This is a genomic window from Nioella sp. MMSF_3534 (assembly GCF_030732985.1).
Classification (GTDB): Bacteria; Pseudomonadota; Alphaproteobacteria; order Rhodobacterales; family Rhodobacteraceae; genus Nioella.
Genome location: NZ_JASHJX010000023.1, coordinates 1 through 22,886 on the forward strand (window position 1 = coordinate 1; position 22,886 = coordinate 22,886).

The 22,886-nt window shown below is 64.5% G+C and carries 25 protein-coding genes; 4 read left to right on the forward strand and 21 right to left on the reverse strand.

The features are described from left to right. The 3 genes from RBB16_RS11010 to RBB16_RS11020 form a co-directional block, all read right to left on the reverse strand. The coding region (locus RBB16_RS11010; protein WP_306046222.1) for a biotin/lipoyl-containing protein at window positions 1-280 on the reverse strand (280 nt) is incomplete at its 3' end. Between the two features lie 19 nt (window positions 281-299). Continuing rightward, the gene (gene pdhA / locus RBB16_RS11015) at window positions 300-1,325 is read right to left on the reverse strand and encodes a pyruvate dehydrogenase (acetyl-transferring) E1 component subunit alpha (protein WP_306046223.1); all 1,026 of its coding nucleotides are present in this window, start codon (window positions 1,323-1,325) and stop codon (window positions 300-302) included. Window positions 1,326-1,466: 141 nt separating this feature from the next. Further along, window positions 1,467-1,760 carry a septum formation initiator family protein gene (locus tag RBB16_RS11020; RefSeq protein WP_071691878.1) on the reverse strand — a complete coding sequence of 98 codons (294 nt, stop codon included), beginning with the start codon at window positions 1,758-1,760 and terminating at the stop codon, window positions 1,467-1,469. A gap of 195 nt (window positions 1,761-1,955) precedes the next feature. Here RBB16_RS11020 and RBB16_RS11025 point away from each other — a divergent pair, with 195 nt between their 5' ends. Beyond that, entirely contained in the window at window positions 1,956-2,444 is a 489-nt protein-coding gene (locus tag RBB16_RS11025; RefSeq protein ID WP_306046224.1) for a bacterioferritin, read from the forward strand. Between the two features lie 61 nt (window positions 2,445-2,505). On the opposite strand, the gene RBB16_RS11030 is transcribed toward RBB16_RS11025, so the two are convergent. The 13 genes from RBB16_RS11030 to tkt form a co-directional block, all read right to left on the reverse strand. Beyond that, a complete protein-coding gene (locus RBB16_RS11030) occupies window positions 2,506-3,399 on the reverse strand; it encodes a fructose bisphosphate aldolase (RefSeq protein WP_306046225.1) in 894 nt (297 codons plus the stop codon). Window positions 3,400-3,529: 130 nt separating this feature from the next. Beyond that, window positions 3,530-5,164 carry a hypothetical protein gene (locus RBB16_RS11035; RefSeq protein WP_306046226.1) on the reverse strand — a complete coding sequence of 545 codons (1,635 nt, stop codon included), beginning with the start codon at window positions 5,162-5,164 and terminating at the stop codon, window positions 3,530-3,532. 105 nt (window positions 5,165-5,269) lie between these two features. Next, window positions 5,270-5,953 (reverse strand): DUF1045 domain-containing protein, encoded by a 684-nt coding sequence (locus tag RBB16_RS11040; protein WP_306046227.1) that lies wholly within the window; start codon window positions 5,951-5,953, stop codon window positions 5,270-5,272. 367 nt (window positions 5,954-6,320) lie between these two features. Beyond that, window positions 6,321-7,238, reverse strand: coding sequence for a DMT family transporter (locus tag RBB16_RS11045; RefSeq protein WP_306046228.1), 918 nt, complete (start codon window positions 7,236-7,238; stop codon window positions 6,321-6,323). 204 nt (window positions 7,239-7,442) lie between these two features. Next, on the reverse strand, window positions 7,443-8,621 hold the full coding sequence (pgk, locus tag RBB16_RS11050; RefSeq protein ID WP_306046229.1) for a phosphoglycerate kinase: 1,179 nt from the start codon (window positions 8,619-8,621) through the stop codon (window positions 7,443-7,445). Between the two features lie 250 nt (window positions 8,622-8,871). Continuing rightward, window positions 8,872-9,873 carry a type I glyceraldehyde-3-phosphate dehydrogenase gene (gap, locus tag RBB16_RS11055; protein ID WP_306046230.1) on the reverse strand — a complete coding sequence of 334 codons (1,002 nt, stop codon included), beginning with the start codon at window positions 9,871-9,873 and terminating at the stop codon, window positions 8,872-8,874. 124 nt (window positions 9,874-9,997) lie between these two features. After that, window positions 9,998-10,141: a hypothetical protein gene (locus RBB16_RS11060; protein ID WP_306046231.1), complete on the reverse strand. Its 144-nt coding sequence runs from the start codon at window positions 10,139-10,141 to the stop codon at window positions 9,998-10,000. A gap of 83 nt (window positions 10,142-10,224) precedes the next feature. Further along, window positions 10,225-10,878, reverse strand: coding sequence for an outer membrane protein (locus RBB16_RS11065; RefSeq protein WP_306046232.1), 654 nt, complete (start codon window positions 10,876-10,878; stop codon window positions 10,225-10,227). Between the two features lie 64 nt (window positions 10,879-10,942). Further along, a complete protein-coding gene (locus RBB16_RS11070; protein WP_306046233.1) occupies window positions 10,943-11,482 on the reverse strand; it encodes a helix-turn-helix transcriptional regulator in 540 nt (179 codons plus the stop codon). Continuing rightward, window positions 11,479-12,024 carry a cytochrome b/b6 domain-containing protein gene (locus RBB16_RS11075; RefSeq protein WP_306046234.1) on the reverse strand — a complete coding sequence of 182 codons (546 nt, stop codon included), beginning with the start codon at window positions 12,022-12,024 and terminating at the stop codon, window positions 11,479-11,481. The genes RBB16_RS11070 and RBB16_RS11075 overlap by 4 nt, the downstream gene beginning before the upstream one ends. A gap of 67 nt (window positions 12,025-12,091) precedes the next feature. After that, a complete protein-coding gene (locus RBB16_RS11080; RefSeq protein ID WP_306046235.1) occupies window positions 12,092-12,337 on the reverse strand; it encodes a PepSY domain-containing protein in 246 nt (81 codons plus the stop codon). Between the two features lie 235 nt (window positions 12,338-12,572). Beyond that, window positions 12,573-13,577 (reverse strand): type I glyceraldehyde-3-phosphate dehydrogenase, encoded by a 1,005-nt coding sequence (gene gap, locus RBB16_RS11085; protein ID WP_306046236.1) that lies wholly within the window; start codon window positions 13,575-13,577, stop codon window positions 12,573-12,575. A gap of 503 nt (window positions 13,578-14,080) precedes the next feature. Next, a complete protein-coding gene (gene tkt, locus RBB16_RS11090) occupies window positions 14,081-16,096 on the reverse strand; it encodes a transketolase (RefSeq protein ID WP_306046237.1) in 2,016 nt (671 codons plus the stop codon). Window positions 16,097-16,371: 275 nt separating this feature from the next. On the opposite strand from tkt, the gene RBB16_RS11095 reads away from it, so the two are divergent. After that, window positions 16,372-17,145 (forward strand): hypothetical protein, encoded by a 774-nt coding sequence (locus tag RBB16_RS11095; RefSeq protein WP_306046238.1) that lies wholly within the window; start codon window positions 16,372-16,374, stop codon window positions 17,143-17,145. Then, the gene (locus RBB16_RS11100) at window positions 17,138-17,581 is read left to right on the forward strand and encodes a cell division protein ZapA (RefSeq protein WP_071691671.1); all 444 of its coding nucleotides are present in this window, start codon (window positions 17,138-17,140) and stop codon (window positions 17,579-17,581) included. Before RBB16_RS11095 ends, RBB16_RS11100 begins: the two co-directional genes overlap by 8 nt. 25 nt (window positions 17,582-17,606) lie before the next feature. Here RBB16_RS11100 and RBB16_RS11105 read toward each other — a convergent pair whose 3' ends face one another. Together RBB16_RS11105 and RBB16_RS11110 are read right to left on the reverse strand one after the other, a co-directional pair. Then, window positions 17,607-18,818, reverse strand: coding sequence for a multidrug effflux MFS transporter (locus RBB16_RS11105; protein ID WP_306046239.1), 1,212 nt, complete (start codon window positions 18,816-18,818; stop codon window positions 17,607-17,609). A gap of 36 nt (window positions 18,819-18,854) precedes the next feature. After that, window positions 18,855-19,523 (reverse strand): SDR family oxidoreductase, encoded by a 669-nt coding sequence (locus tag RBB16_RS11110; protein WP_306046240.1) that lies wholly within the window; start codon window positions 19,521-19,523, stop codon window positions 18,855-18,857. Between the two features lie 124 nt (window positions 19,524-19,647). On the opposite strand from RBB16_RS11110, the gene RBB16_RS11115 reads away from it, so the two are divergent. Further along, window positions 19,648-20,241 (forward strand): biotin transporter BioY, encoded by a 594-nt coding sequence (locus RBB16_RS11115; RefSeq protein WP_306046241.1) that lies wholly within the window; start codon window positions 19,648-19,650, stop codon window positions 20,239-20,241. Between the two features lie 339 nt (window positions 20,242-20,580). Here the strand turns inward: RBB16_RS11115 and RBB16_RS11120 are convergent, their stop codons facing one another. The 3 genes from RBB16_RS11120 to RBB16_RS11130 all read right to left on the reverse strand — a co-directional run bounded on the left by RBB16_RS11120 (window position 20,581) and on the right by RBB16_RS11130 (window position 22,782). Further along, window positions 20,581-21,003, reverse strand: a complete 423-nt coding sequence (locus RBB16_RS11120; protein WP_306046242.1) for a DUF1284 domain-containing protein — start codon at window positions 21,001-21,003, stop codon at window positions 20,581-20,583. Continuing rightward, entirely contained in the window at window positions 20,996-22,471 is a 1,476-nt protein-coding gene (purF, locus tag RBB16_RS11125; protein WP_306046243.1) for an amidophosphoribosyltransferase, read from the reverse strand. The genes RBB16_RS11120 and purF overlap by 8 nt, the downstream gene beginning before the upstream one ends. A gap of 119 nt (window positions 22,472-22,590) precedes the next feature. Next, entirely contained in the window at window positions 22,591-22,782 is a 192-nt protein-coding gene (locus tag RBB16_RS11130) for a hypothetical protein (protein ID WP_306046244.1), read from the reverse strand. Between the last annotated feature and the right edge of the window lie 104 nt (window positions 22,783-22,886).

The following is a 22,886-nucleotide window of genomic DNA, read 5'->3' on the forward strand; positions in this document are numbered from 1 at the left end:
CGGCGGCGGCAGGGGCAGGCGCGGCGGAGGCGTCTTCGCCTTCCTCAAGCAGCACCGCGATGGCCGTGTTGACCTTCACCCCTTCGGTGCCTTCGGCCACCAGGATCGGGCCCATAACGCCCTCATCCACGGCTTCGAATTCCATCGTGGCCTTGTCGGTTTCGATCTCGGCCAGGATCATGCCGGATTCGATGGTATCGCCTTCCTTGACCAGCCATTTGGCCAGCGTGCCTTCCTCCATGGTCGGCGACAGGGCGGGCATGAGAATTTCAGTTGCCATATCGTTTGTCCCCCTCGGATCAGGCGTTTTCTTGCGGAACTTCAGCCGCGTAGATGTCGGTCCAAAGCTCTTCGAGCGCGGGCTCGGGGCTTTCTTTCGCGAATTCGGCGCTGTCGTTCACGACGGCCTTGATCTCCTTGTCGATGGCCTTGAGGTCATCTTCGGAGGCATGGCCGCCGGTCAGCAGAAGCTGACGCACATGGTCGATGGCGTCGCGTTCCTCGCGCATCTTCTGCACCTCCTCGCGGGTCCGGTATTTCGCCGGGTCCGACATGGAGTGGCCGCGATAGCGGTAGGTTTTGACTTCGAGAATGTAAGGTCCGTTGCCCGCGCGGCAGTGGGCGACGGCCTTTTCACCGGCGGCTTTCACGGCCAGCACGTCCATGCCGTCGACGGTTTCACCGGGGATGCCGAAGGGCTCGCCCCGCGTGTAGATATCGGCGGTGGAGGTGGAGCGGTTCTGCGCTGTGCCCATGGCGTATTGGTTGTTTTCAATGACGAAAATCACCGGCAGCTTCCACAGCGAGGCCATGTTGAACGTCTCGTAGACCTGGCCCTGGTTCGCCGCGCCATCGCCGAAATAGGTGAAGGTGACGTTGTCATTGCCCCGGTACTTGTCCGAGAAGGCGAGACCGGCGCCAAGCGGCACCTGCGCGCCGACGATGCCGTGGCCACCATAGAAATGCTTCTCTTTCGAGAACATGTGCATGGAGCCGCCCTTGCCCTTGGAATAGCCGCCCTCGCGGCCCGTCAGCTCGGCCATCACGCCCTTGGGGTCCATGCCGCAGGCCAGCATATGACCGTGGTCGCGGTAGGAGGTGATGCGCTTGTCGCCTTCCTTGGTGGCCGCTTCCAGCCCGACGACAACCGCTTCCTGACCGATATAGAGGTGGCAGAAACCGCCGATCAGGCCCATGCCGTATAGCTGGCCGGCCTTTTCCTCGAATCTGCGGATCAGCAACATCTCGCGGTAATATTCCAGCAGTTCTTCAGGCGAAACGTTTGGTTTTGCGGCAGATTTCGCTGTGCTCTTGCGCGCGGCCATGCCAGCCCCTCCTCTCGGTCAATAGAATAGTTTAACGTTGAACTATCTTCTAGCAGAGGTGTCCGCAAAAATCACGCATTGATTTTCCCATGCGTCAGCTTGCGCGGGAAACCCCGGTATGCGTTTGGATCATGGGATGGATCAGGGCAGGACGATCTCGTCGGGGCGCATATAGCCAAGCCGCTGGCGGGCCTGCTGGTCCAGAAGGTCGAGGTCAAGGTAATCGTCCGACAGGCGTTCGGTCAGCAGGGCCATTTCGGCGGTCTCGGCCCGCAGTTCGTCCAGTTCGGCCTGATAGACATCGCGTTCGGCCTCGATCTGGATGCGGCGGAACAGCCCGTAATCCCCCTGCACGGCGGCAAAGGTGAAATAGGCCCCGATGAACAGGAGCCCCATGGGCAGGATAAGCCCTGAAAACGAGCGTCTTTTCTGCATTTAACTCTGCCGTGCCTCACGCTCCACCCGTCATTTCGCGGGCGGTTGCAGGGGCAGACTCGCATATCGCGGCGCAAAAGGGAATCCCCTGATTCGCAGAGCCCGACGTTGCGTCATTTCGGCAGGGTGGTTGAACCTGACAATCATCTTCTTAGATTCATTCTAAATCGAAAACGAATGTGAAAGGACAGTCCCATGCCCCGCAACGCCACCAGCCTTCCCGCCCTGCAGAAAGCCCTGTCGATGGAACTGGCCGCGTCCCAGCAATACCTGCTGCATGCCCATGTGCTGGAGGATTGGGGGCTTGGCAAACTGGCTGCCACGATGCGCGAGGAGATGCAGGAAGAGCTTGGCCATGCGGGCCAGTTCATCGACCGGATTCTGTTTCTGGGCGGTAACCCCGAGATGGTGCCCGCGAAAACGCCGGTGCGAGCGAATAGCCTGAAAGAGATGTTCGAGATCGACCGCGCCGATGAGGCCGAGGCGATCGAAGTCTATTCCGCTGCCGCTGCCGAGGCGAGCGCCGCTAATGATATCGGCAGCCGGGTGCTGTTTGAAACGATTGCGCTGGACGAGGAGGGCCATTGGGGCTGGCTCGACCAGCAGCTTGACCTGTTGGAGCGGCTTGGCGAACCGGTGTTCATGCAGACCTATCTGGGGTCCGCCCCCGCCGCTGAAGCGTAACAAAAACCCCCTCCCCGGACCGAGCGGGGAGGGGGTTTCCTGATGAACGGGCCTGCGCGGATCAGCCCGCGACAGACGCATCCCGGATCGACTGAATGGAGGCGTCCAGCACGGCGTTGAACTGCTCATCCGTCTGCTGTGCCGAGAGACCCTCGGTCAGGGCGCGGCTGAAGCTGGCGATCATGCCGGTTTGGCGCGACAGGCGAGCATTGGCTTCCTCGCGGTTGTACCCGCCCGACAGCGCCACGACCTTCAGAACGCGCGGGTGATCGACCAGCGGTTTGTAGAGGTTGTCGACCTCGGGCAGGGTCAGTTTCAGCATCACCATCTGGTCATCCGCCAGCGCATCGAGATGGGCGAGGATCACGTCGCGCAGCATCTCTTCGGCTTCCGCCTTGTCGGCGATGGTGATGGTCACCTCGGGTTCGATGATCGGCACCAGCCCCTTGGCGAGGATCTGCTTGCCCACCTCGAACTGCTGCTCCACCACGGATTTGATGCCCGCCGGGTTCGCTGCCGAAATGACAGACCGCATCTTGGTGCCATAGACGCCATTGGCCACGGCCCGGTCCAGCAGCGCGTCGAGATCGGGCATCGGCTTCATCACCTGGCAGCCGTTTTCCTCTGCCGCCAGACCCTTGTCGACCTTGAGGAAGGGCACCACGCCGCAGTCTTCCCAAAGGAACTGGGCCGAGGGCTTGCCGCCGATCTGCCGGTCCATGGTCATCTCGAACAGGATCGCGCCGACCACCCTGTCGCCGTTGAAGGCGGGCGATTGCACGATCCGGGCGCGCATGGCGTGAACCAGATCGAACATTTCGGTGTCGTTGCTGTAGGCGTCCTCGCCAACCCCGTAAAGCCGCAGCGCCTTGGGCGTGGAGCCGCCCGATTGGTCGAGCGCGGCGATAAAGCCCTGTCCGTTGCGGATAAGGTCGGTCTGGTCCTGGTTCGGCATGGGAAAATCCTTGGCAATCTGTCAAAGCCCGGGCCCGGGCGTCTTTCCGCCCGGTGATAGGACAGGCCCGGCGCGGCTTCAATTCTGGTTACGCTAACAGGGGGCGATGACCGCCCCCTGCATTCCGGTTTCACTCACTGGCGGGGCTGGCAAACCAGACCGTGTTGGCCCGGTCGTGGATGGCAGCCAGCGTTTCGGCCCATTGGGTCGCGTCGGCGTCGGGCATCCGGTCGCCCATGGCTTCCAGTTCGTCGACGATCAGCGCCGCGCCGGCATCACCGGAGGCCAGAGCCAGCAGCGCGTAGAAATAGGCATCGGAATAGCGCCGGGGGGCGCCGAGGCCCGACAGCGCCGCTTGTGCCATCTGCCGCAGCTCGCGCCCGGTCTCATCGCCTGCGAGGTTCAGGTCGCCGCCGTCTTCCTCCTGCAGTTCCAGCACGTCGAGCAGGGGCATCGCGGCTTCCAGCCGGTCGAGATGGGCGAAGGCCAGCCGGTCGCCCTGGGCGGCAGCGCCGCGGGCAATCTGGTAGGCGAAGCCGGGGTCAAGCGCGTCGAGCGTGCCAAGCGCCATATCCAGCGCGTCCGGGTTTCCGGTTTCCAGCAGCGGGGTCAGCAGTTCCATCGCAAGGCCCGGATCACGCGGTGCGCCGATACCGGTCAGGAAGGCATGGGCGTAGCGCATCAGGTCCGCGTCGCCAAATTCCACGTCGCCGCCGTCGATCCAGGTCTGAATCTCTGCGGCCTCATCGGCGGTGATACGGCTGTCGGGCCGATCCGCGTCGGTGAACAGCATCGGCGAGAGGGCGGCAACGAAAGGCCCGAATTCATCGAGCAGGTCCTCATTGAGGCGCACCGGGGCCTCGGGCGCGAATTCCAGACGCAAGGTACCGGGGTTCGCGGCAAAACGGGCGAAGGTGGCGGCGCTGGCCTCGATAAAGGCAAAGGCGGCCTCGTCCTCGGGGCTGTTGAGAGGCGCGGGCTGCGGCGTGGGTGCGGGGCTTTCCTCATCGCCTTTGCCATCGCTCGGGGCCTCGGGTGTCGGAGCCGGGGCAGGGGCCTGATCCGGGTCCACATAGCGGGGCAGCAGCTCATCCACCAGCTGCGGGACAATGACCTCTGGCAGCAGCATCATCGGCGGAATCTCGGGTGAGATGATCGACCAATAGCCCTGATCCGTCACCTCGATTTCGGCATAGGCCAGATCGGCCACAGGCTCTTCCCGGTCGAAATTCACCGCGAAATAGCTGAATTCCGCATGGGCGCGCAGTTCTGCCAGCCCGGCGGTGTCAGCCAGAATGTCGAGGGTCAGGCCGGAACTGGCATAGTCATATTCCAGCCGGATCTGCCCCCGATCCAGCACCATTTCGGTGATGCCGATCTCGGCCAGGTCGCCACGGTCCCGTTCGCTCAGGCAGCCATCGCCCAACTCGAAGCCAAGGACGTCGATATCCAGCGCCCCGTAGGCGATCTGGTCCAGCGGCGCGGTGGTGATCACGGCGCGATCGAGCGTGATCGTGCAGTCGGGCTCTTCATAGGGAGACACTTCAAGCCCGGTCAGGATCATGCGGCCATCCAGCGGGCGGATATCCATATGCGCATAGGTCACCTCGGCCACGCCGCGCAGCGCATTGATCACGATCTGGCCGCCCATGTTTGCCAGCCGGTCGACCGTCAGCAGGTCCAGCAGGGTGACAGGCTCGGCGCGGGCGGGGACGGTCAGCAGGGGGACTAGGGCGGTGGCGGAAAGCAGGAAACGGCGGATCATGGCAATATCTCCGGTCGGAAATGAAAGGGACTGGTGCAGACAGGAAACCCCAAATGGCCCGTATCTTGCAACCGGTTTGGGTGATTCCCCGGGGCTCTCGATGCTCTACCCCGAGAGGCCATAGCGCTGAATCACGTGGAACCTGCCTTGCGCGTCTTCCCCCACAAGGGCGAGATCATCAATCCGGTAGGGTTGCGGCAAAACCGGCGTGAACAAATTGCGAAGACGTTCGGCCACCCTGTCGGCGTCCTGGCCAAGCCGCCCCGTCAGTGTCATGTGAAAGCGGAACTCTTCCATCACGTAAGGGTAGCCCCATTGGACGAGGTTGGCCTCTTGCCGGGCAGAGAGACCCGATTTGCGACGCCGGTCCAGCTCGGACTGTGAAGGGGTGGCGCGGAACCTGTCGAGCCGCCTCACGGTTTCCGCCGCCAGATGTGCAAGCGCCTCCGCAGGGAATGCTGGCACCACCGCGACGAACCCGCCAAGGCGGCGCAGGGTCAGGGCCGGAATCTCGACCGGTGCAAGGCCGGCGCACAGCGCCGCCGCGGCATCGCGCAGCGCCGGTTCGGTCATGCCGTCTGCCAGCCGGAAGGGCGGTTTCACCGTGCCGTGAAAGCCGTATTTGCGGGGCGTTGCGGTCATCTCTGCCACCGGGCGGGGCAGGCCCTCGACCGTCGGGGGGGCGAGCGTACATCCCGCCACGCTGTCCCATCCCAGCCACGCGGCCCCCGTGGCGTAGAAGGCACCATTGGGCACGGCATAGATCCCGTAGCGGCGATAGGCGGTCATGGGCCTTTCCTTTCCAGCGGTGAAGAGGCCCCGTTCAGATGACAGAAGAGCCGATCCTTGCCAATGCGCGGGCGCGGCAGCTTTGCCGATCCGCCGCTTTTCAGCGGCACAAGGCCCCGCGCCGCAAAAGAGCGTTGAGGGGCGTGAACCCCGGGGGCCATCGCTGCCGCTTTGCCCGATACCCGACCTGTCGTCCTGGATGCCGTCATGATGTGCTGTTACCGAGTCGATTTCAGATCATCGTCACATGCCACGGAAACATGACAGGTTTTTCCGGTGTCCGGGCCAGCGGGTGAATTCTGTGCAGCGACAGCCCCCTGCAACCGGCATCCGGCCCGGAGATCCGCGCCGTCCCCGGCCCAAGCGGTCAGGGGGCGGTGATGGGCGGCGGTTTGCGCCGTTTGCCCGACAGCGCATTTCCCGCAATCGCCACCAGCAGAACGGCCCCGCCAAGCAGCGTGTTCAGGCTGGCCGTTTCACCAAGGAACAGCCAGACCCAGAACGGCCCGAGCAGCACCTCGGCCAGCGACAGCAGGGCCAGTTCCGCGGCAGGCAGGCTGCGCGACCCGAGCGTATAGAGAATCAGCCCCGCCCCGACCTGAAACACCCCCATGCCCATGGAGATCGCGCCATCCTGCGCGCCAATCGCAATCGGCAGGCCCGAGAATTTGCAGACCGCGAGGGTCACGACGATTGCGAACAGGCCGGACAGAAAGACCGATGGCAACATCTCGCCCGTGCGTCCCCATCTGAGGGACACGGTGAACACCGCGAAGCCGAAAGCCGAGCCAAGCGCCGCGAGACTGCCATTCAGCGCGACACTGCCGGACTTGTCGGCGACCATGATGGCGATCCCGCCGATGGCAATGGCAATCGCGATCCATGTTGCGATGCGCACGGGTTCTCTCAGCACGATCCATCCCAGCACCGCAGCCATGAAGGGAGCGGTTGCAAACAGAAGCATCGCATTGGCAACCGAGGTGTGCTGGATCGAATAGATGCCACCGGAAAAGGCCGCGACCAGCGACAGCCCGGCAATCACGGAGGCAACGCCCATGCGGCGGATCTGGGCAAAGGGGCTTTCGCCCGATCGCAGCCGAATGACCACGTAGAGAAACAGCGTCATGCTGATGGAACGATATAACAGGATCTGCCAGACGACCGCGTCTTCGATCATGCGGATGCCAAGCCCGACCGTCGACCACAGAACCCCGGCCGCGAACACGAAGAGCACGCCGAACCTGTGGGCGCCCGCGGCGGAACTGGGGGAGGTCAAAGCTGTCATGTTGCGCCGATCGGAGGTGACTTTTCGCAAGGCTAACTGCTTGACGCGCCCCCGTATGCGCCGAAAGCGACATGATCCCCGATCCCAAGGCCCGTTTGCGAAGTCTTTTCCCGCTGGCCGCGACACCCCCCGTCGCGGTCCGCGTCCTCACGCGAACCGCGACGGTGCCCCGCGATGGCGGGTGGCTGCCTGACGATCGGGCGATCAGCCCTCCAGCGCGGCCACGCCGGGCAGGGTCTTGCCCTCCATCCACTCCAGGAAGGCCCCGCCCGCGGTCGAGATATAGGTGAAGCGATCCGAAGCCCCCGCCTTGTTCAGCGCCGCGACCGTGTCGCCGCCGCCTGCCACGGAAATAAGCTTGCCCCCGGCGGTCAGCCGCGCGGCCTCTTCCGCGGCGGCATTGGTGGCGGCATCGAAGGGCTCGATCTCGAAGGCACCAAGCGGGCCGTTCCAAATCAGCGTCCTGCACTGGCCGAACACCTCTTTCAGCGCCGTGACAGTTGCCGGACCGGCATCGAGGATCATCGCATCCGCCGGGCACTGGTCTACGGGCAAGGTCTCGCTCGCGGCATTGGCGGCAAACTCCCGGGCCACGACAATATCTACAGGCAGATGTACGGCGCAGCCCGCGGCCTTTGCCTTCTCGAGGATCGCGCGCGCGGTATCGGCCATCTCATGCTCGGCCAGCGATTTTCCCACGTCGACGCCCTGCGCAGCCAGGAAGGTGTTGGCCATGCCGCCGCCGATCACCAGGTGATCCACCTTTTCCACCAGATTGCCCAGAAGATCGAGCTTGGTGGACACTTTGGCCCCGCCGACCACGGCGGCCACCGGGCGCGCGGGCGAACCGAGCGCCTTGTCCAGCGCCGAAAGCTCCTCGGCCATCAGCCGCCCCGCGCAGGAGGGCAGACGCCGCGCCACACCTTCCGTCGAGGCATGCGCCCGGTGCGCCGCCGAAAACGCATCGTTGCAGTAGATATCGCCCAGAGAGGCCAGGAAATCCGCCATCATCGGATCGTTCTTCTCCTCCATCGGCGTGAAGCGGGTGTTTTCCACCAGCACCACGGTGCCGGCAGGCAGCGCCTCCAGCGTCGCCCGATCCGGGCGTTCGACAAACTCGACCCTCTGTCCCAGCTTCTCCTCCAGCGTGGGCAGCGTGATCCGCAGGCTCATCTCCGGCACCGGCTGCCCCTTGGGCCGCCCGAAATGCGCCAGCAAAACCGGCGTGCCGCCATGGACGAGAATATCCTTCACCGTCGGCACGATCCGCTCGATCCGGGTGGCATCCGTCACCCGGCCATCCTCGACCGGTACGTTGATATCGACGCGGGTCAGTACGATCTTGCCCGCAAGCTCCATGTCATCGAGCGTTTTCCAGCCCATGGAATCCTCCTGTCAAATGTTGCGCCGCTCATATCATCCCGAAGGCAAAAGGGCAGCCGCCATCATGCCGCTGCCCCTTCTTCTTGGTCCAAATACTCCCGCCGGAGGCATCTACCCCCTCAACCGGCGCGGAGGGTCATGCCCGCAGACCGCAGCTTACCACGATCCCGTGGCAACGCGGCCCGACGACGGCCCCAAAGGGGCCCGAGGAGGGGCGCTCCCGGATCGACGCCAAAGGCGGCGAAACCCCTTACAGATGCTTGCCCATCTCCACGGCGGTATCGAGCATCCGGCAGGAAAACCCCCATTCATTGTCATACCAGGTGAGGATCCGGCACATGCGGCCTTCCAGCACCTTGGTCTGGTCGGTCGCAAAGGTAGAGCTGTGCGGGTCATGGTTGAAATCCATCGACACCAGCGGCTTGTCGGTGACGCCCAGAATACCCTTGAGCGGCCCTTCAGACGCCGCCGCCCGCACCAGCGCGTTGATCTCGTCGACCGTGGTGTCGCGAGCGGCCTCAAAGGTCAGGTCCACGACCGAGACATTCGGTGTCGGCACCCGTACGGCCACGCCATCGAGCTTGCCCGCCAGTTCCGGCAGCACCAGACCGACGGCGCGGGCGGCACCGGTGGAGGTGGGGATCATGCTCATCGCCGCCGCGCGGGCGCGGTAGAGGTCGGAATGCATCGTGTCCAGCGTCGGCTGATCGCCGGTATAGCTGTGGATCGTGGTCATGAAGCCGCGCGAAATGCCGATCCCGTCATTCAGTACCTTGACCACCGGGGCGAGGCAGTTCGTGGTGCAGGAGGCGTTCGAGACATGCAGATCATCCGCCGTCAGCGTGTCGTGGTTCACCCCATAGACAATCGTCTTGTCCGCGCCTGAGGAGGGGGCCGAGACCAGCACGCGGGACGCGCCGTTTTCCAGATGCACCCTGGCCTTGTCGCCCTTGAAGATGCCGGTGCATTCCAGAACGATATCCACATCGCCCCAGGGCAGCTCGGCGGGGTTGCGGATGGCGGTTACGGCGATCTTGCCGCGACCGGCGTCGATCCAGCCCTCGCCATGGGTCACCTCGGACGGAAACCGGCCATGGACGCTGTCATATTGCAGCAGATGGGCATTGGTTTCGACCGGTCCCAGATCGTTGATCGCAACCACCTCGACATCGCTGCGGCCATTTTCGATGAGCGCGCGCAGCACCAGACGCCCGATGCGGCCGAACCCGTTGATGGCAACCTTCACACTCATGGCAGATCCTCTCGCTTTCTCCTGGCCCGGAGCCTCGCCCCGACAGCCATGTTAACGCTAACATTGCCGCTGTGTAGCCGATCCGCCCGCGAAAGGGAAGCCGGATTTCAGCCTGTGCCGGGGATCAGCGCCAGAACGCCACGATGTCCAGCAGGCGCAGCAACTGCCTGCCAAGTGCGATATGAAGGTCCCACCCGAAATAGAGAAAGTCGGCCGCGAAAAGCGCCACGATCAGGACGGCCAGCCATAGCGCAATGATGTTGGTCATGTCGGTGCAATGCCCTGCTAGGAAATCGCGGTCAGTCTAGGCAAGCGGGCGCGGCTGCGAAACCCCGCCCGTCGTCCCTTCCGTCAGAAATACCGCGTCAGGCCGAGCCGCACCATACCCACCCGATTGTCCGAAACTGTCCACACCGGGCCGGACAGCGTATGACGCGTATCCTCGAAATCCATGTATTGCAGCTCTGCCCGGAAGGTCCAGCCATCCTGCAGCGGATGTTCATAGCCGATCCCGGCCAGCCAGCCGCCCAGATCACGTTCCTGCCGGGCAAACCCGACCGGGGCCAGATCGACGCGGCCGATGGCGAGACCGGCGAAACCGTAAAAATGCCCGTCCCCCATGCGCTGGCCCAGTTGCGCGCGCAAGGCCGCATAGCTTTGCAGCGTGGTTTCACAGCCCGCGGCGCAGCCAGAATAGCCCGTGCCATCCGCAGGGGTCACCGTGATGTCCAGCGCCAGGCCGAAATAGGTCCGCCCCGTTCGCCAGTTATATCCGACAATCGCCCCGCCACCGCGCCCGGCAAGGTCAAACACTCCGGTACTTGCGGGGCCAAGTGGGTCGGTCCAGCTGGATTGGCCGAATGCGTAGGTCATGGAAAACCCGGCATAGGCACCCGAGAAATCGAAGGCCGTGCCGCGGTCTTCGGCATGGGCCGCCATCGTGCCGGCCAGCATCGCCAGTCCGGTCATCGCAAGACGCAACTGTGACGTGAGTTTGCTGATCATCTGCTCCCCCTCGAAGATCGAATCTTCGTTATCCCCGAGGGCAGTAGAGGACAGAATTAACCATTTATCCAGAGGTTTCCGCGACCGGTTGTCCCGCGTCTTCCACGGCGCTGTCATGGTCCATGATCTCTTCGATCAAAAGGCTCAGAAGCTCGCCCCGATTGCCCACGCCCGCCTTGCGGTAGATGGCGTTAAGCTGCGATTTCACCGTACCTTCCGCCGACCCGCGCAGGCCCGCGATATCGGTGATCGACAGCCCCTTGACGCTGAAATGCGCCACGTCGCGTTCGGCGGCGGTCAGCGACCAGTCGGTGAAGCGTTCCTCGATCACCTCATGAAAGGCGCGGGCGGCAAGGCTGACCTGCCGTTCCAGATGCGCCTTGCGCTGCAACAGCCGCATCAGCACCCGGATCTCGAATGCAATCCCCGCGATCAGCGCCAGCGTGGCAGCGGTTTCAAGCACCGGCATCTGCTCGACCGGTCCAAGCGCCGCGTTGCGCCGTGCGTCGGCAAACACATCCCAAAGGAAATACGCCGCGCAGATGCTCTGCGCAGCGATCAGGGCGATCACGATCGCCGGTTGTTCCGAATAGGGCCGCTTCATGGATCGACCTTTACCCCCTCGGGCACGGTTTTCACACCCGAAACCATCGCGCGGGGCAGATTGACGCCGGTGCGCAGGCTTTCCCAGATCACCGCGCCCACATGGGCAACGATGGAGAACTCGGCCCAGGTCACCAGCACCTCGTGCAGCTCCTCGACCCACTCGATGCCCCACCAGGTATTGGTGGTCATCATGTAGCCCGTGGCCCCGATGGCCAGAATCGTCAGCAACAGGTTGTAGATCATCAGCGCCCCAAGCGGCGTGTGGCCCAGATGGGTCCGCTTGCGGCCCGTGGCGATGTCCGACAGCTGCTCCATGACCCCCTTGGCCGAGGGCGGAAAGCTGGTGAACCGGGCATAGCGGCTGCCGAACAACCCCCAGAGGATACGCAGCCCGATCAGGGCGACGATTGCATAACCGACCCATTCATGCAGATTGCTTTCCGGGTCCGTAAAAAGCGCATTGGCCGCGAAGCCAATGACCAGCGACCAGTGAAACAGCCGCACAAGCGGATCCCAAACTTTGAAGATGCGGGAACTCATCGGCCCATCCTTTCCGATTGGCAAGAAGCAGGGGCAGCCCCGTCGGCTGCCCCCTTTCGGGACGAGATCAATCGTCTTCTTCCACGCGCAGGATGGTCAGGCTCTCGTCCAGATAGACCTCGAACCGGGCCCCGTCGCGCATGGCATAGGCCTCGTAATTGCCGTCTTCCATCTGGATCGAGCGGACCTCGTAGCCGTCGGCGGTCAACAGCGCGGTGATCTGGTCCTGCACGTCCTGGGCAACGGGGCTGCCCGAGGCGAAAACCGCGGTGGCGGGCAGCAGCAGGGCGAGGGCAATGGCAGTGCGTTTCATGGGATATGTCCTTTCTTGAGGTTGGTCTTGGGTCTTGGACGACCCCGATTTGCGGGGCCGTGACCAACAGAAAGGGGACGGCGGCGGCCGGGGCCATCCCCCTGCGGTTCACGCCGGGCGGATTGGGCCAAAGGTTTAGCGCCATGAACCGGGGTTGATGGGGGCAGGGGGCTGATACGCAACAAAAAACGCCCGCTAAGGTAGCGGGCGTTCTGATGCGGTCTGGCAGGGCTGATCAGTTCAGCATGCGGCCCATATGGGCGGCGACATCGGCCATGCGCGCCGAGAAGCCCCATTCGTTGTCATACCAGGCCAGCACCCGGACCAGGCGCTTGCCCGAGACCTTGGTCTGGTCGGGCGCGAAGATCGAGGATTGGGTGGTGTGGTTGAAGTCGATGGAGACCTTGGGTTCGGGATCATAGCCCATGACCATGCCCATGTAGCCGTTTGCGGCCTCGGCGACGATCTCGTTCACATCGGCAACGGTCACGTCCTTGCCAGCGACAAAGGTCAGGTCCACGGCGGAGACGTTCGGGGTGGGCACGCGCATCGCGGTGCCGTCCAGCTTGCCCGCCAGTTCCGGCAGCACCTCGCCAAGCGCCTTTGCGGCCCCGGTCGAGGTCGGGATCATCGCCATGGCGGCGGCGCGGGCGCGGTAGAGGTCGCTGTGGCGACGGTCCAGCGTCGGCTGGTCGCCGGTATAGCTGTGGATCGTGGTCATCAGCCCGCTTTCGATGCCGATCGCATCGTTCAGCACCTTGGCCAGCGGCGCGAGGCAATTGGTGGTGCAGGAGCCGTTGGAGACCATGGTTTCACCATCGACCAGATCGCGGTGGTTCACGCCATAGACCACGGTGCGCTGGACATTCTTGGCGGGGGCCGAGATCAGGACCGACTTGGCGCCCTGTTCCATGTGGACATTGGCCTTGGTGCCGTCATTGAACTTGCCGGTGCATTCCAGAACCACGTCGCAGCCCGACCAGTCCAGCTCGCGCGGGTCATAGGTCGAGAAGACCTTCATCGGGCCGCGGCCCAGATCCATCGTGTCCCCTTCGGTGGTGACGGTGCCGGCAAAGCGGCCATGGACGCTGTCATAGCGCAACAGGTGGGCCGAGGTCTCGATCGGGCCGGTGGCGTTGATCTTGACGACCTGAACGTCGTTGCGGGCGCTTTCGGCGATATGGGCCAGCGTGCAACGGCCGATGCGGCCAAATCCGTTGATGCCGATGGTGACAGTCATGGCGCGTGCTCCTTGGGTCTGCTTGCGCCGGTGTATAGGTGGTGGGGGCGGGTCTGAGAACCCGAAAAGCCCAAGATTTGCAGCCTGTTAGCGATAAAAGTGCCTGTTAGCGCATAACAATCGCGGCTTTGCAGCATCCGGGTCGCGCAACAATTCGGGACGGGGCAGCGTGTCTCGCGCAAGGAACGGAAACAATGGCCCCGAATCCCTGATGGGGCGGGGGAATGCTCTTCGAAGAGCATTCGGGTGCGCTTGTGAAGACCTATCGGAGATACTGCGCAGGTCGGGGGATGGTGGGCGGTCTCAACGGTTGGCGACGGCGATCCGGTGATCATGGGCGGTGGAATGCGCTTCGAAGCGCATTGAAACGGCCCTTCGAAGGGCCGTCCGGGTCGACGAGGCAACGTCTCGGCGAAACCGGCAGAAGAAACGCCGTCCCGATCGGGATCGGAACGGCGCCAGACGCAGAAGCCCGGGGGGCATGCCCACGGGGTCCCGATCTCTCAGAGCAGCGATTTGACCTTCGCGGCCACGGCCTCGGCGGTGATGCCGAAATGGGCATAAAGCTCGCCTGCCGGGGCAGAGGCCCCGAAGCTGTCCATGCCCACGAAGCCTGCCTTGGCCTCGCGGCCCCGCTCGCCAAGCAGCCACTGGTCCCAGCCCTGGCGCACGGCGGCCTCGACCGCCACGCGCACCGCGCCACCGGGCAGAACCCGCTTGCGATAGGCGTCGTCTTGCGCGGCGAAGAGCTCCATGCAGGGCATCGACACGACGCGCGCGCCGATCCCTTCGGCCTGCAATATGTCGCGCGCTTCCATGGCGATGGACACTTCCGAGCCGGTGGCCATGATGATCGCCTGCCGTTTGCCCTCGGCATCGGCCAGCACATAGGCGCCACGCTCGACAAGGTTGGAATTCTTGTGATCTTTCCGCACTGTCGGCAGGTTCTGGCGGCTCAGCGCCAGCGTGGACGGCGTCGCCTTCTGGTTCAGCGCCACTTCCCAGGCCTCGGCGGTTTCCACCGCGTCAGCAGGACGGAAGACCAGCATGTTCGGCATCGCGCGCAACATGGCCAGATGTTCCACCGGCTGGTGGGTCGGGCCGTCTTCACCCACGCCGATCGAGTCGTGGGTCATCACGAACTGGACCGAGATCCCCATCAGCGCGGCCAGGCGCATAGACGGGCGGGCATAGTCGGTGAAGGTGAAGAAGGTGCCGCCATAGGGGCGCACGCCACCATGCAGCGCCATGCCGTTCATGGCCGCCGCCATGCCATGTTCGCGGATGCCGTAATAGACGTAGCGGCCTGCGCGGTTGTCCACGTCGAAGACGCCCATATCGCCGGTCTTGGTGTTGTTCGAGCCCGTAAGGTCAGCCGAGCCACCCATTGTTTCGCCCACCACCGGGTTGATCACCTCAAGCGCCATTTCACTCGCCTTGCGGGTGGCGACCTTGGGCTGGGTCTCGGAGACCTGCTTTTTCAGTGCCTTGATGGTGGCCGACAGCTTTTTCGGCATGTCTCCGGCGAAGCTGCGGGCAAACTCTGCCTGTTTCTGGTTCGACAGCATTGCGACGCGGGTTTCCCATTCCTCGCGCTCAGCGGCACCGCGCGCGCCAATGGCCTCCCAGGCGGCTTTCAGATCGGCGGGGATCTCGAAGGGGCCGTATTCCCAGCCATAGGCCTCTTTCGCGGCCTGCAGCTGCGCCGGATCAGTCAGCGCGCCATGGCCCTTGGAGGTGTCCTGCGCCGCGTGGCCGATGGCGATATGGGTCTTGCAGGCGATCATGGCGGGGCGGGGCGATGCCTTTGCTGCGGTAATGGCCGCGTCGATGGCTTTGGGATCATGTCCGTCGCATTCGAACACGTCCCAGCCCGAGGCCTTGAACCGCGCGACCTGATCGGTGCGGTCCGACAGGCTAACCTTGCCGTCGATGGTGATGTCGTTGTTGTCCCAGAAGACGATCAGCTTGGACAGCTCATGCCGACCGGCCAGACCGATGGCCTCCTGGCTGATGCCTTCCATCAGGCAGCCGTCACCGGCGATGCAATAGGTGTAGTGATCCATCACCTTGGCACCCCACCGGGCGCGCAGGTTTTCCTCTGCCATGGCAAAGCCCACGGCATTGGAAATGCCCTGACCAAGCGGGCCGGTGGTGGTCTCCACCCCCTCGACATGGCCATATTCCGGGTGGCCTGCGGTGATCGCGCCCAACTGGCGGAAATTCTTCACCTGCTCCAGCGTCATGTCGGCATAACCGGTCAGGTGCAGCAGCGAATAGATCAGCATCGAGCCATGGCCCGCCGACAGGATGAACCGGTCGCGGTCGGGCCAGCGCGGGGCGCTTGCGTCGAATTTCAGGTGCTTTTCAAACAGCACGGTGGCGACATCGGCCATACCCATGGGCATGCCGGAATGGCCGGAATTGGCAGCGGCGACCGCATCGAGCGTCAGCGCGCGGATGCAGGCGGCTTTGCGCCAGTGATCGGGGTTCCGGGCGGCAAGAGCAGAAAGGTCCAAGGGGCGCGTCCTTCATATGTCATGTTAGCGGGCTCGCGCGCGGTCTTAGCAGAGGGGGGGGCAAGTGCAAGCATGCGCAGAGGCGGAGGACCGCCAAAACCGCGTAAAATCGGCCCAACCCGTGGTTTTCGGCCCGGAAATGGTTGCAAATCCGGCCCGGATGCGATTCGCTGTCCACAGGGGCAGGTGGGCAGACCGCGCCCCGCTATGGCGCGTAAAAAAGAACAGCCCGGGATGCGCGCGCGGGCGGTAGAGTAGAAGAGGCGTGGCACAGGATGAACGAGACCACGGATCTGGAACAGATCACGGCGCTTGAACACCGCATTACAACGGCGCTGGACCGGATTGCCCGAGGGGTAGCCGCTCGGGCCGCGGCGCAGGCCCCGGCAGCCGCCGAGGATACCGGCGAACTGGAAGAGCGTCTGGCAGCCCTTTCGGCGGCGCTGGAGGAGACTCAGGCGGCGCTGCAATCGGAACAAAGCGCCAATGCGGATCTGACCGAACGTCTGCGCGCGGTGGAATCCGCGCGTCAGGCGGATGCGGATCAGGCAAATCGCGACATTGCCGAGTTGCAGGCACAGCTGAATTCGGCCCCCGAGCCAGCCGCGGAACCGGATGGTGCCGACCGGGAAGAGCTCGAAGCGGAACTTGCCCGGCAACGCGAGGTGGAAAGCGTGCTGCGCCGCCGGATTGCGCGGCTGCGTGAGGAACGCAAGACCGTCCGCGCCGAATATAACGAAGCGCGCGATCAGCTCGAAGAGGTCGAGGGCAAGCTTGACCAGTTGCAGGCGCTGACCGATGCCAGCGCACCGTCCGCCTCGGGCGAACTGGCGCGTCTGCGCGACAGCAACCGCGCCCTGCGCGACACGATCGAGGAGCTTCGGGAAGCGATTGCCGCAGAGGGACCGCCCGATGACGATCTGGTGACCAGTGCGCTTGCGGCGGAACTGGAAAGCCTGAAGGCCGACCGCGCCGCCGAGGCCGCCGAGGCCCGCGCGATCCTGTCCGAGATCCGACCCGTCCTGCAGGGAGGTGCCGCAGATGCCTGAGATCGTGATCCAGATCGGGGGCCGGGATTTCACCGTGGCCTGTCAGGAAGGCGAAGAGCCGTTCTTGCGCGCCGCCGCCCAGATGCTCGATACCGAAGCCAGTGTTGTTCTTGGCCAGATCGGCCGGATGCCGTCGGAGCGGATGCTGCTGATGGCCGGGCTGATGCTCGCTGACAAGACCGCCGGGCTGGAGGAAGACCTGCAACGGGCCGAGGACACCTTGCGCGCCCGTGACCGGGCCTTGGCCGATGCAGAGGAACGGCTGGCCGAACGTGCCCGCCGGATCTCCGAGCTGGAGTCGGCCCCGCCACCCGATCCCGAACAGGTCTCGGTGCCGGTGATCCCCGCAGATGTGTCCGACAGCCTGGCCGAAATTGCCGCAAGGGCCGAAGCATTGGCGCTGGAGCTGGAAGAGGGCGGCGCGGATCAGGACTGATCGCGATTTATGCGTCCAAACTTGATCAGGCGGTTCCTTCGCGGGCCGCCTTTTTCTCTGCCTGCCCAAGCCAGCTTGCAGCGCCGAGCCCGATCAGACAGGCCGCCAGAAGGATGCTCAGCCAGATCTCGGTCGCATGGGCAGGGGTCATCAGCGCCCCGGTCAGCCAGCTCAACGCGCCGCCTGTCGCAACGGTCAGCGACCCGGTGATCCCGGCAATACTGCCCGCCAGTTCCGGGGCCACGGACATCGCGCCCGCGTGACTGTTGGGCATGGTCAGCCCGTTGCCGATGCCCACGAAGAGCGTCGCCACGAAGACCACCGGCAAAGCTGGGCCGAGGGCGAGGGTCAGCACCAACCCCGCTGCGACCCCGATGGTCGCCACGATGCGGCCCGCCAGCATCATCCGCGTGACACCAGCCCGGACCGACAGGCGCGATGATAGGAAACTGCCCATCAGGAACCCGAGCGTGACCGACCCCACGGCGATGCCCACCATGGCCGGGGTCAGGCCAAAGACCTGCCCGGCCACCAGCGGCGCGCCTGCTAGGAAGATGAAGAAGGTGCCGGTGGAAAACATCATGGTCACGGCATAGCCCCAGAACCGTGGAAGCCGCAGCAATCGGCGGAAGGCCTCTGCCATGGCGCGGAACCCGCCGCCGTTGCGGGCGGCTGTCTCCCCCAGATCGTGCCAGCAGATCGCCAGCAGACCCGCCCCCGCCAGCCCATAGCCCAGAAAGATCGCGCGCCAGCCAAACACCGCCTCGACCGCGCCGCCCACCATCGGCCCCAGCATCGGGGCAATCGCCATGGACATGGACAGAAGCCCGATCCGCGCGGCGGCTTCTTCGCGGGCGTGGGTGTCGCGGGTGATGGCCAGCGTCATGGCGAAGCAGGAGATGATCGCGCCCTGCATCAGCCGTGCGGCCAGGAACAGTGGAAAGCTGTCCGCCAGGTAGCACAGCGCCGAAGCGAGGGTGAACACCGCCAGCGCCACCAGAACCACGGGGCGGCGGCCGAACCGATCCGACAGGGGGCCTGCGATGATCTGGATCAGCGCGGTCAGGCCCAGATATCCCGCCAGTGCCAGGTTGGCGGTGGCATAGCTGACCCCGAGCTCTTCCGCGATGGCGGGCAGCGAGGGCAGGATCATGTTGAGCGTCAGCGGTGCCAGCGCTGTCAGGCCAACCAGCGTCCAGAACCGAGGCGGGGTTCGCGCGGGGGAGTGAATGCTCATGCGCGCCCCTTGGGGATCTGGGACGCGCGGCGCATGTCAGGCCGGAAAGAGCGGCGCGAGAAGACGCGCGGCCTCGTCCCTTGGGCTTGCCAGCGCATCCCGATCCTCACCGGGATGGAAGCGGGCGCGCACGGCGGTCGGCATCGGGTTCGGCTTGAGCAGGGCCACGCGGGGGCCATGCTTGGCGCTTTCCGCCTGCCAGCGGCTGACCAGCGCCCGTTGCGCCGCCTTGGACATGGCATAGGCCCCGCCATACATCGCCTCACCGTCATCATCGAAGAATACGGCCGTGGCGATGTCGGACGGCTCGATCAGCGGTTCAACCATCGCGATCAGCCGCGCGGTGGCGCGGATATTGGTGGCGATATTGGCGTCGAGATCCTTTTCGCGGATCTGCGCGGCAGGGGTCAGCGCGGTGGCGTGAATCGCCGCATGCACCCAGATATCGGCCTTGCCCCACCGGTCATGGATCGAGCGGCAGAGATGGGCCATCGCGGCCTCGGTCGTGATATCCATGGGCGCGAGCGTGGTGCTGCCGCCCTTCGCCTGAATGCGGTCGTCGAGCTCTTCCAGCCCGCCGGTGGTCCGCGCCACGGCGACCACATGGGCCCCGCGCGCGGCGAGCCATTCTGCACAGGCGGCGCCAAGGCCGCGCGAAGCGCCGGTGACAAGAGCGATCCGGCCATCGAGAGGTTTGTGTTCCATGGCCCGCGTGATGGCGGGAAATCCGGAGCTTGGCAAGGGGGCGCGACCCTTAGCTGCTTGACTTTGCGCCGGGGGGCAGATACAAACGGCGCAAAGGGGAACTTGCTTTCAAAAGGAGACGCGCATGAGCCGCGAAATGACCCTGAGCCAGGCCGTGATCGGCACTGGAAGCACCGCCCGCAAGGCGATGCTGGTACTGGCCGGATCGGCCTTCATTGCAGTTGCTGCCCAGATTTCCGTACCGATGCTGCCGGTTCCGATGACCTTGCAGACACTCGCCATCCTGATGGTGGGCTTCGCCTATGGCTCTCGCCTTGGGGCCGCGACGCTGCTGGCCTACCTGGCCGAGGGCGCCATGGGGCTGCCGGTCTTCGCCAATGGCATGAACGGGCTGGCCTTCGCAGGCCCGACCGCTGGCTTCCTGATCGGTTTCGTTGCCATGGCCTGGGCTGCCGGGTTTGCCGCCGAGCGTGGCCTGGCGCGTGGTGTGGTCGGAACCGCCCTGTCGGCGCTGCTGATCTCTGCGGCGCTCTACATTCCCGGCCTAGCCTGGCCGGCGCTGGTTGCAGGTGGCTTCGGGTTCGAGGCCGGTTGGGTCGCGCAGGATGCCGGGTTCTACTGGACCTGGTTCGTCGCGCCCTTCCTTCTGGGCGATGCCGTCAAGGCCGTGATCGCGGCCCTCTTGGTTGCCGGGGGCTGGAAGGCGCTGTCGCGCTGAGGCTTTGCGAATTTGAGGATTGGAAGCGCCGCCCTTCGGGGCGGCGTTTTCGTTTCGCCGCCTGCCGGCGTCGACCGGGGAGCGGCCCTCCTCAAGCTCCCTTCGGGAGCCCTCGTCGGGCCGCGTTGCCACGGGAAATCGTTTTTGTTCGCTATATTGCTTCGGCGTCTGGTTCTGGTTGAAAGGGCGTCGCCTGTCTGCTGAGAGGTCCTGTTGCCGGGAACTGTCCCGTCACAGGACCTGTTCGAGGCTTTTTGCGAGTCGCGCCCGCGTCAAGGGCAAGCGGCCTTCGGCCGTCGCTGGCGCGACCCTTGACCCGGTCCCGACTCACGGGGGGCGCTACGGCATGCTGTCGTGCAGGTCCTGCAGGGCGGTCTCGCAAAGGCCCAGGTCGAGCCATTGGCAGCCCGCGCAGAGCGTCGACAAGCTGCCCGGTGGAACATTGTCGAGAATGCGTCGCTGCGCCTGCCCCCAGGTGAGCTTTTCACGGGGCTTCAGTCTCAGCGCCGCCGCGTGGGCGCGGTCCAAGGTGGCAATGGCCGATTGGTTGGTGCAAAGCCGCCCGCGCCGCTTGGGGCAGGGGGTGCAGATATCGTCGGTTGCGCCGGTCGTTTCGATCAGCACCTCATCACCGCCGGGCGCGCGCAAGCGGTTCACCACGATGGCGGTCATATTGGCTGTGAACGCATCCGAGTAGCCCTTTCCCTGATAGCCGAGGGCGCAGAGAAAGTGGTGGGGACGGAAACGGACCGGATCAGGCATTTTCCTTGAGCGCGAGCTTGCCCGCATTCACCACATCCGTGGGTTTCACCGGGTAATCACCCGAGAAACAGGCGTCGCAATAGCGCGGGCAGGCGGGATCGCGGCCCTCGGCCTCGCCAACCGCGCGGTAGAGACCGTCGAGCGAGATGAACCGCAGGCTGTCCACCTGCAGGTGCTGGCGCATTTCCTCTTCGCTCATCGTCGCGGCCAGAAGCTTTTCCCGTTGCGGAGTATCGACGCCGTAGAAACAGGGCCAGGCGGTCGGCGGAGACGCAATACGGAAATGCACCTCCGCCGCGCCGGCATCTAGGATCATCTCCTTGATCTTGCGGCTGGTGGTGCCGCGCACAACGCTGTCATCGACAAGGATCACCCGTTTGCCCTGAATGAGCGCCCGGTTGACGTTCAGCTTCAGCCGCACGCCCATGTTGCGGATCTGCTCGGTCGGTTCGATGAAGGTCCGGCCCATATACTGGTTGCGGATGATCCCCATGGCGTAGGGGATGCCGGATTCCAGCGAAAAACCGATGGCGGCAGGCGTGCCGCTGTCGGGCACCGGGCAGACCAGATCGGCCTCGACCGGGGCTTCCTTGGCCAGTTCGCGGCCAATGGCTTCGCGGGTTTCGTAGACGGACCGGCCCCCAAGGATGCTGTCGGGGCGCGAGAAATAGACATGTTCGAAGATGCAGGGGCGCGAGGCGCGTTCTTCGAAGGGGTGGAAGCTTTCCAGCCCCTTGTCGGTGATCACCACCATTTCGCCCGGCTCGATCTCTCGCACGAATTCCGCGCCGATGATGTCGAGCGCGCAGGTTTCCGAGCTGAGCGCCCAACCATCACCCACCTTGCCCAGAACCAGAGGGCGCACGCCAAGCGGGTCGCGCACGCCGATCAGTTTCGTCCGGGTCATGGCCACAACGGAAAAAGCGCCTTCGACCCGGCGCAGCGCGTCTTTCATCCGTTCGGGAATGGTTTTCTGATAGCTGCGCGCCATCAGGTGGATGATGCATTCGCTGTCAGAGGAGCTTTGGAAGATCGAACCGCGGCCAATGAGTTCGCGGCGCAGTTCCTCGGCATTCACGATATTGCCGTTATGGGCAATCGCAGCGCCGCCCATGGCGAACTCGCCAAAGAAGGGCTGCACGTCGCGGATCGCGGTGTTGCCCTTCGATCCGGCGGTGGAATAGCGCACATGGCCGATGGCGAGCGGGCCGGGGACGGTTTTCATCACCTCTTCGGAGGTGAAGTTGTCGCGCACATAGCCGAAGCGACGGGCGGAGTTGAACCCTTGCTGAGGGTCGTGGGCGACGATGCCACCCGCCTCTTGCCCGCGATGTTGCAGGGCGTGCAGGCCGAGGGCCACGAAATTCGCCGCGTCGGCAACGCCGATGACGCCGAAGACACCGCACTCCTCCTTGAGCTTGTCGTCATCAAACGGGTGGCTCAGGAAGGGCTTGTCGAGGTCACGCATGGGGGGATGGCTCCGCGTCCGGTGATTCCGCGTCCGTATAGCCCCCCGGGCAGGTAAAGTCACCTGTGACAGATATGTGAATGCGCGATTTCCGATATGTGTTTCCTTCGACCGGCGGGTCAGAGCAGGCCCGGAACGATCACCAGCACGGCGAGACCGAAGATGGCCAGAACCGGCACAAGGGACAGGGTCTTGCGGCTGCCGGTGCGGGCCATGTCGGCGGCCTGCTGGCTGCGCATCTGGCGGCCACGGGCCATGTAAAAGGCGGTGTCGATGGAACCATCGGGGCGGGTTTTGATCGTGTCGGTCATGGCGTGTCTCCTTTGCTGCTGATGGGAACCAGAGTGCCACCACTGCCGAAGCCGCGCTTGAAGACGGTCTTTAGAAGGTCTTGGGATTTGCCCGATTTGTCTTG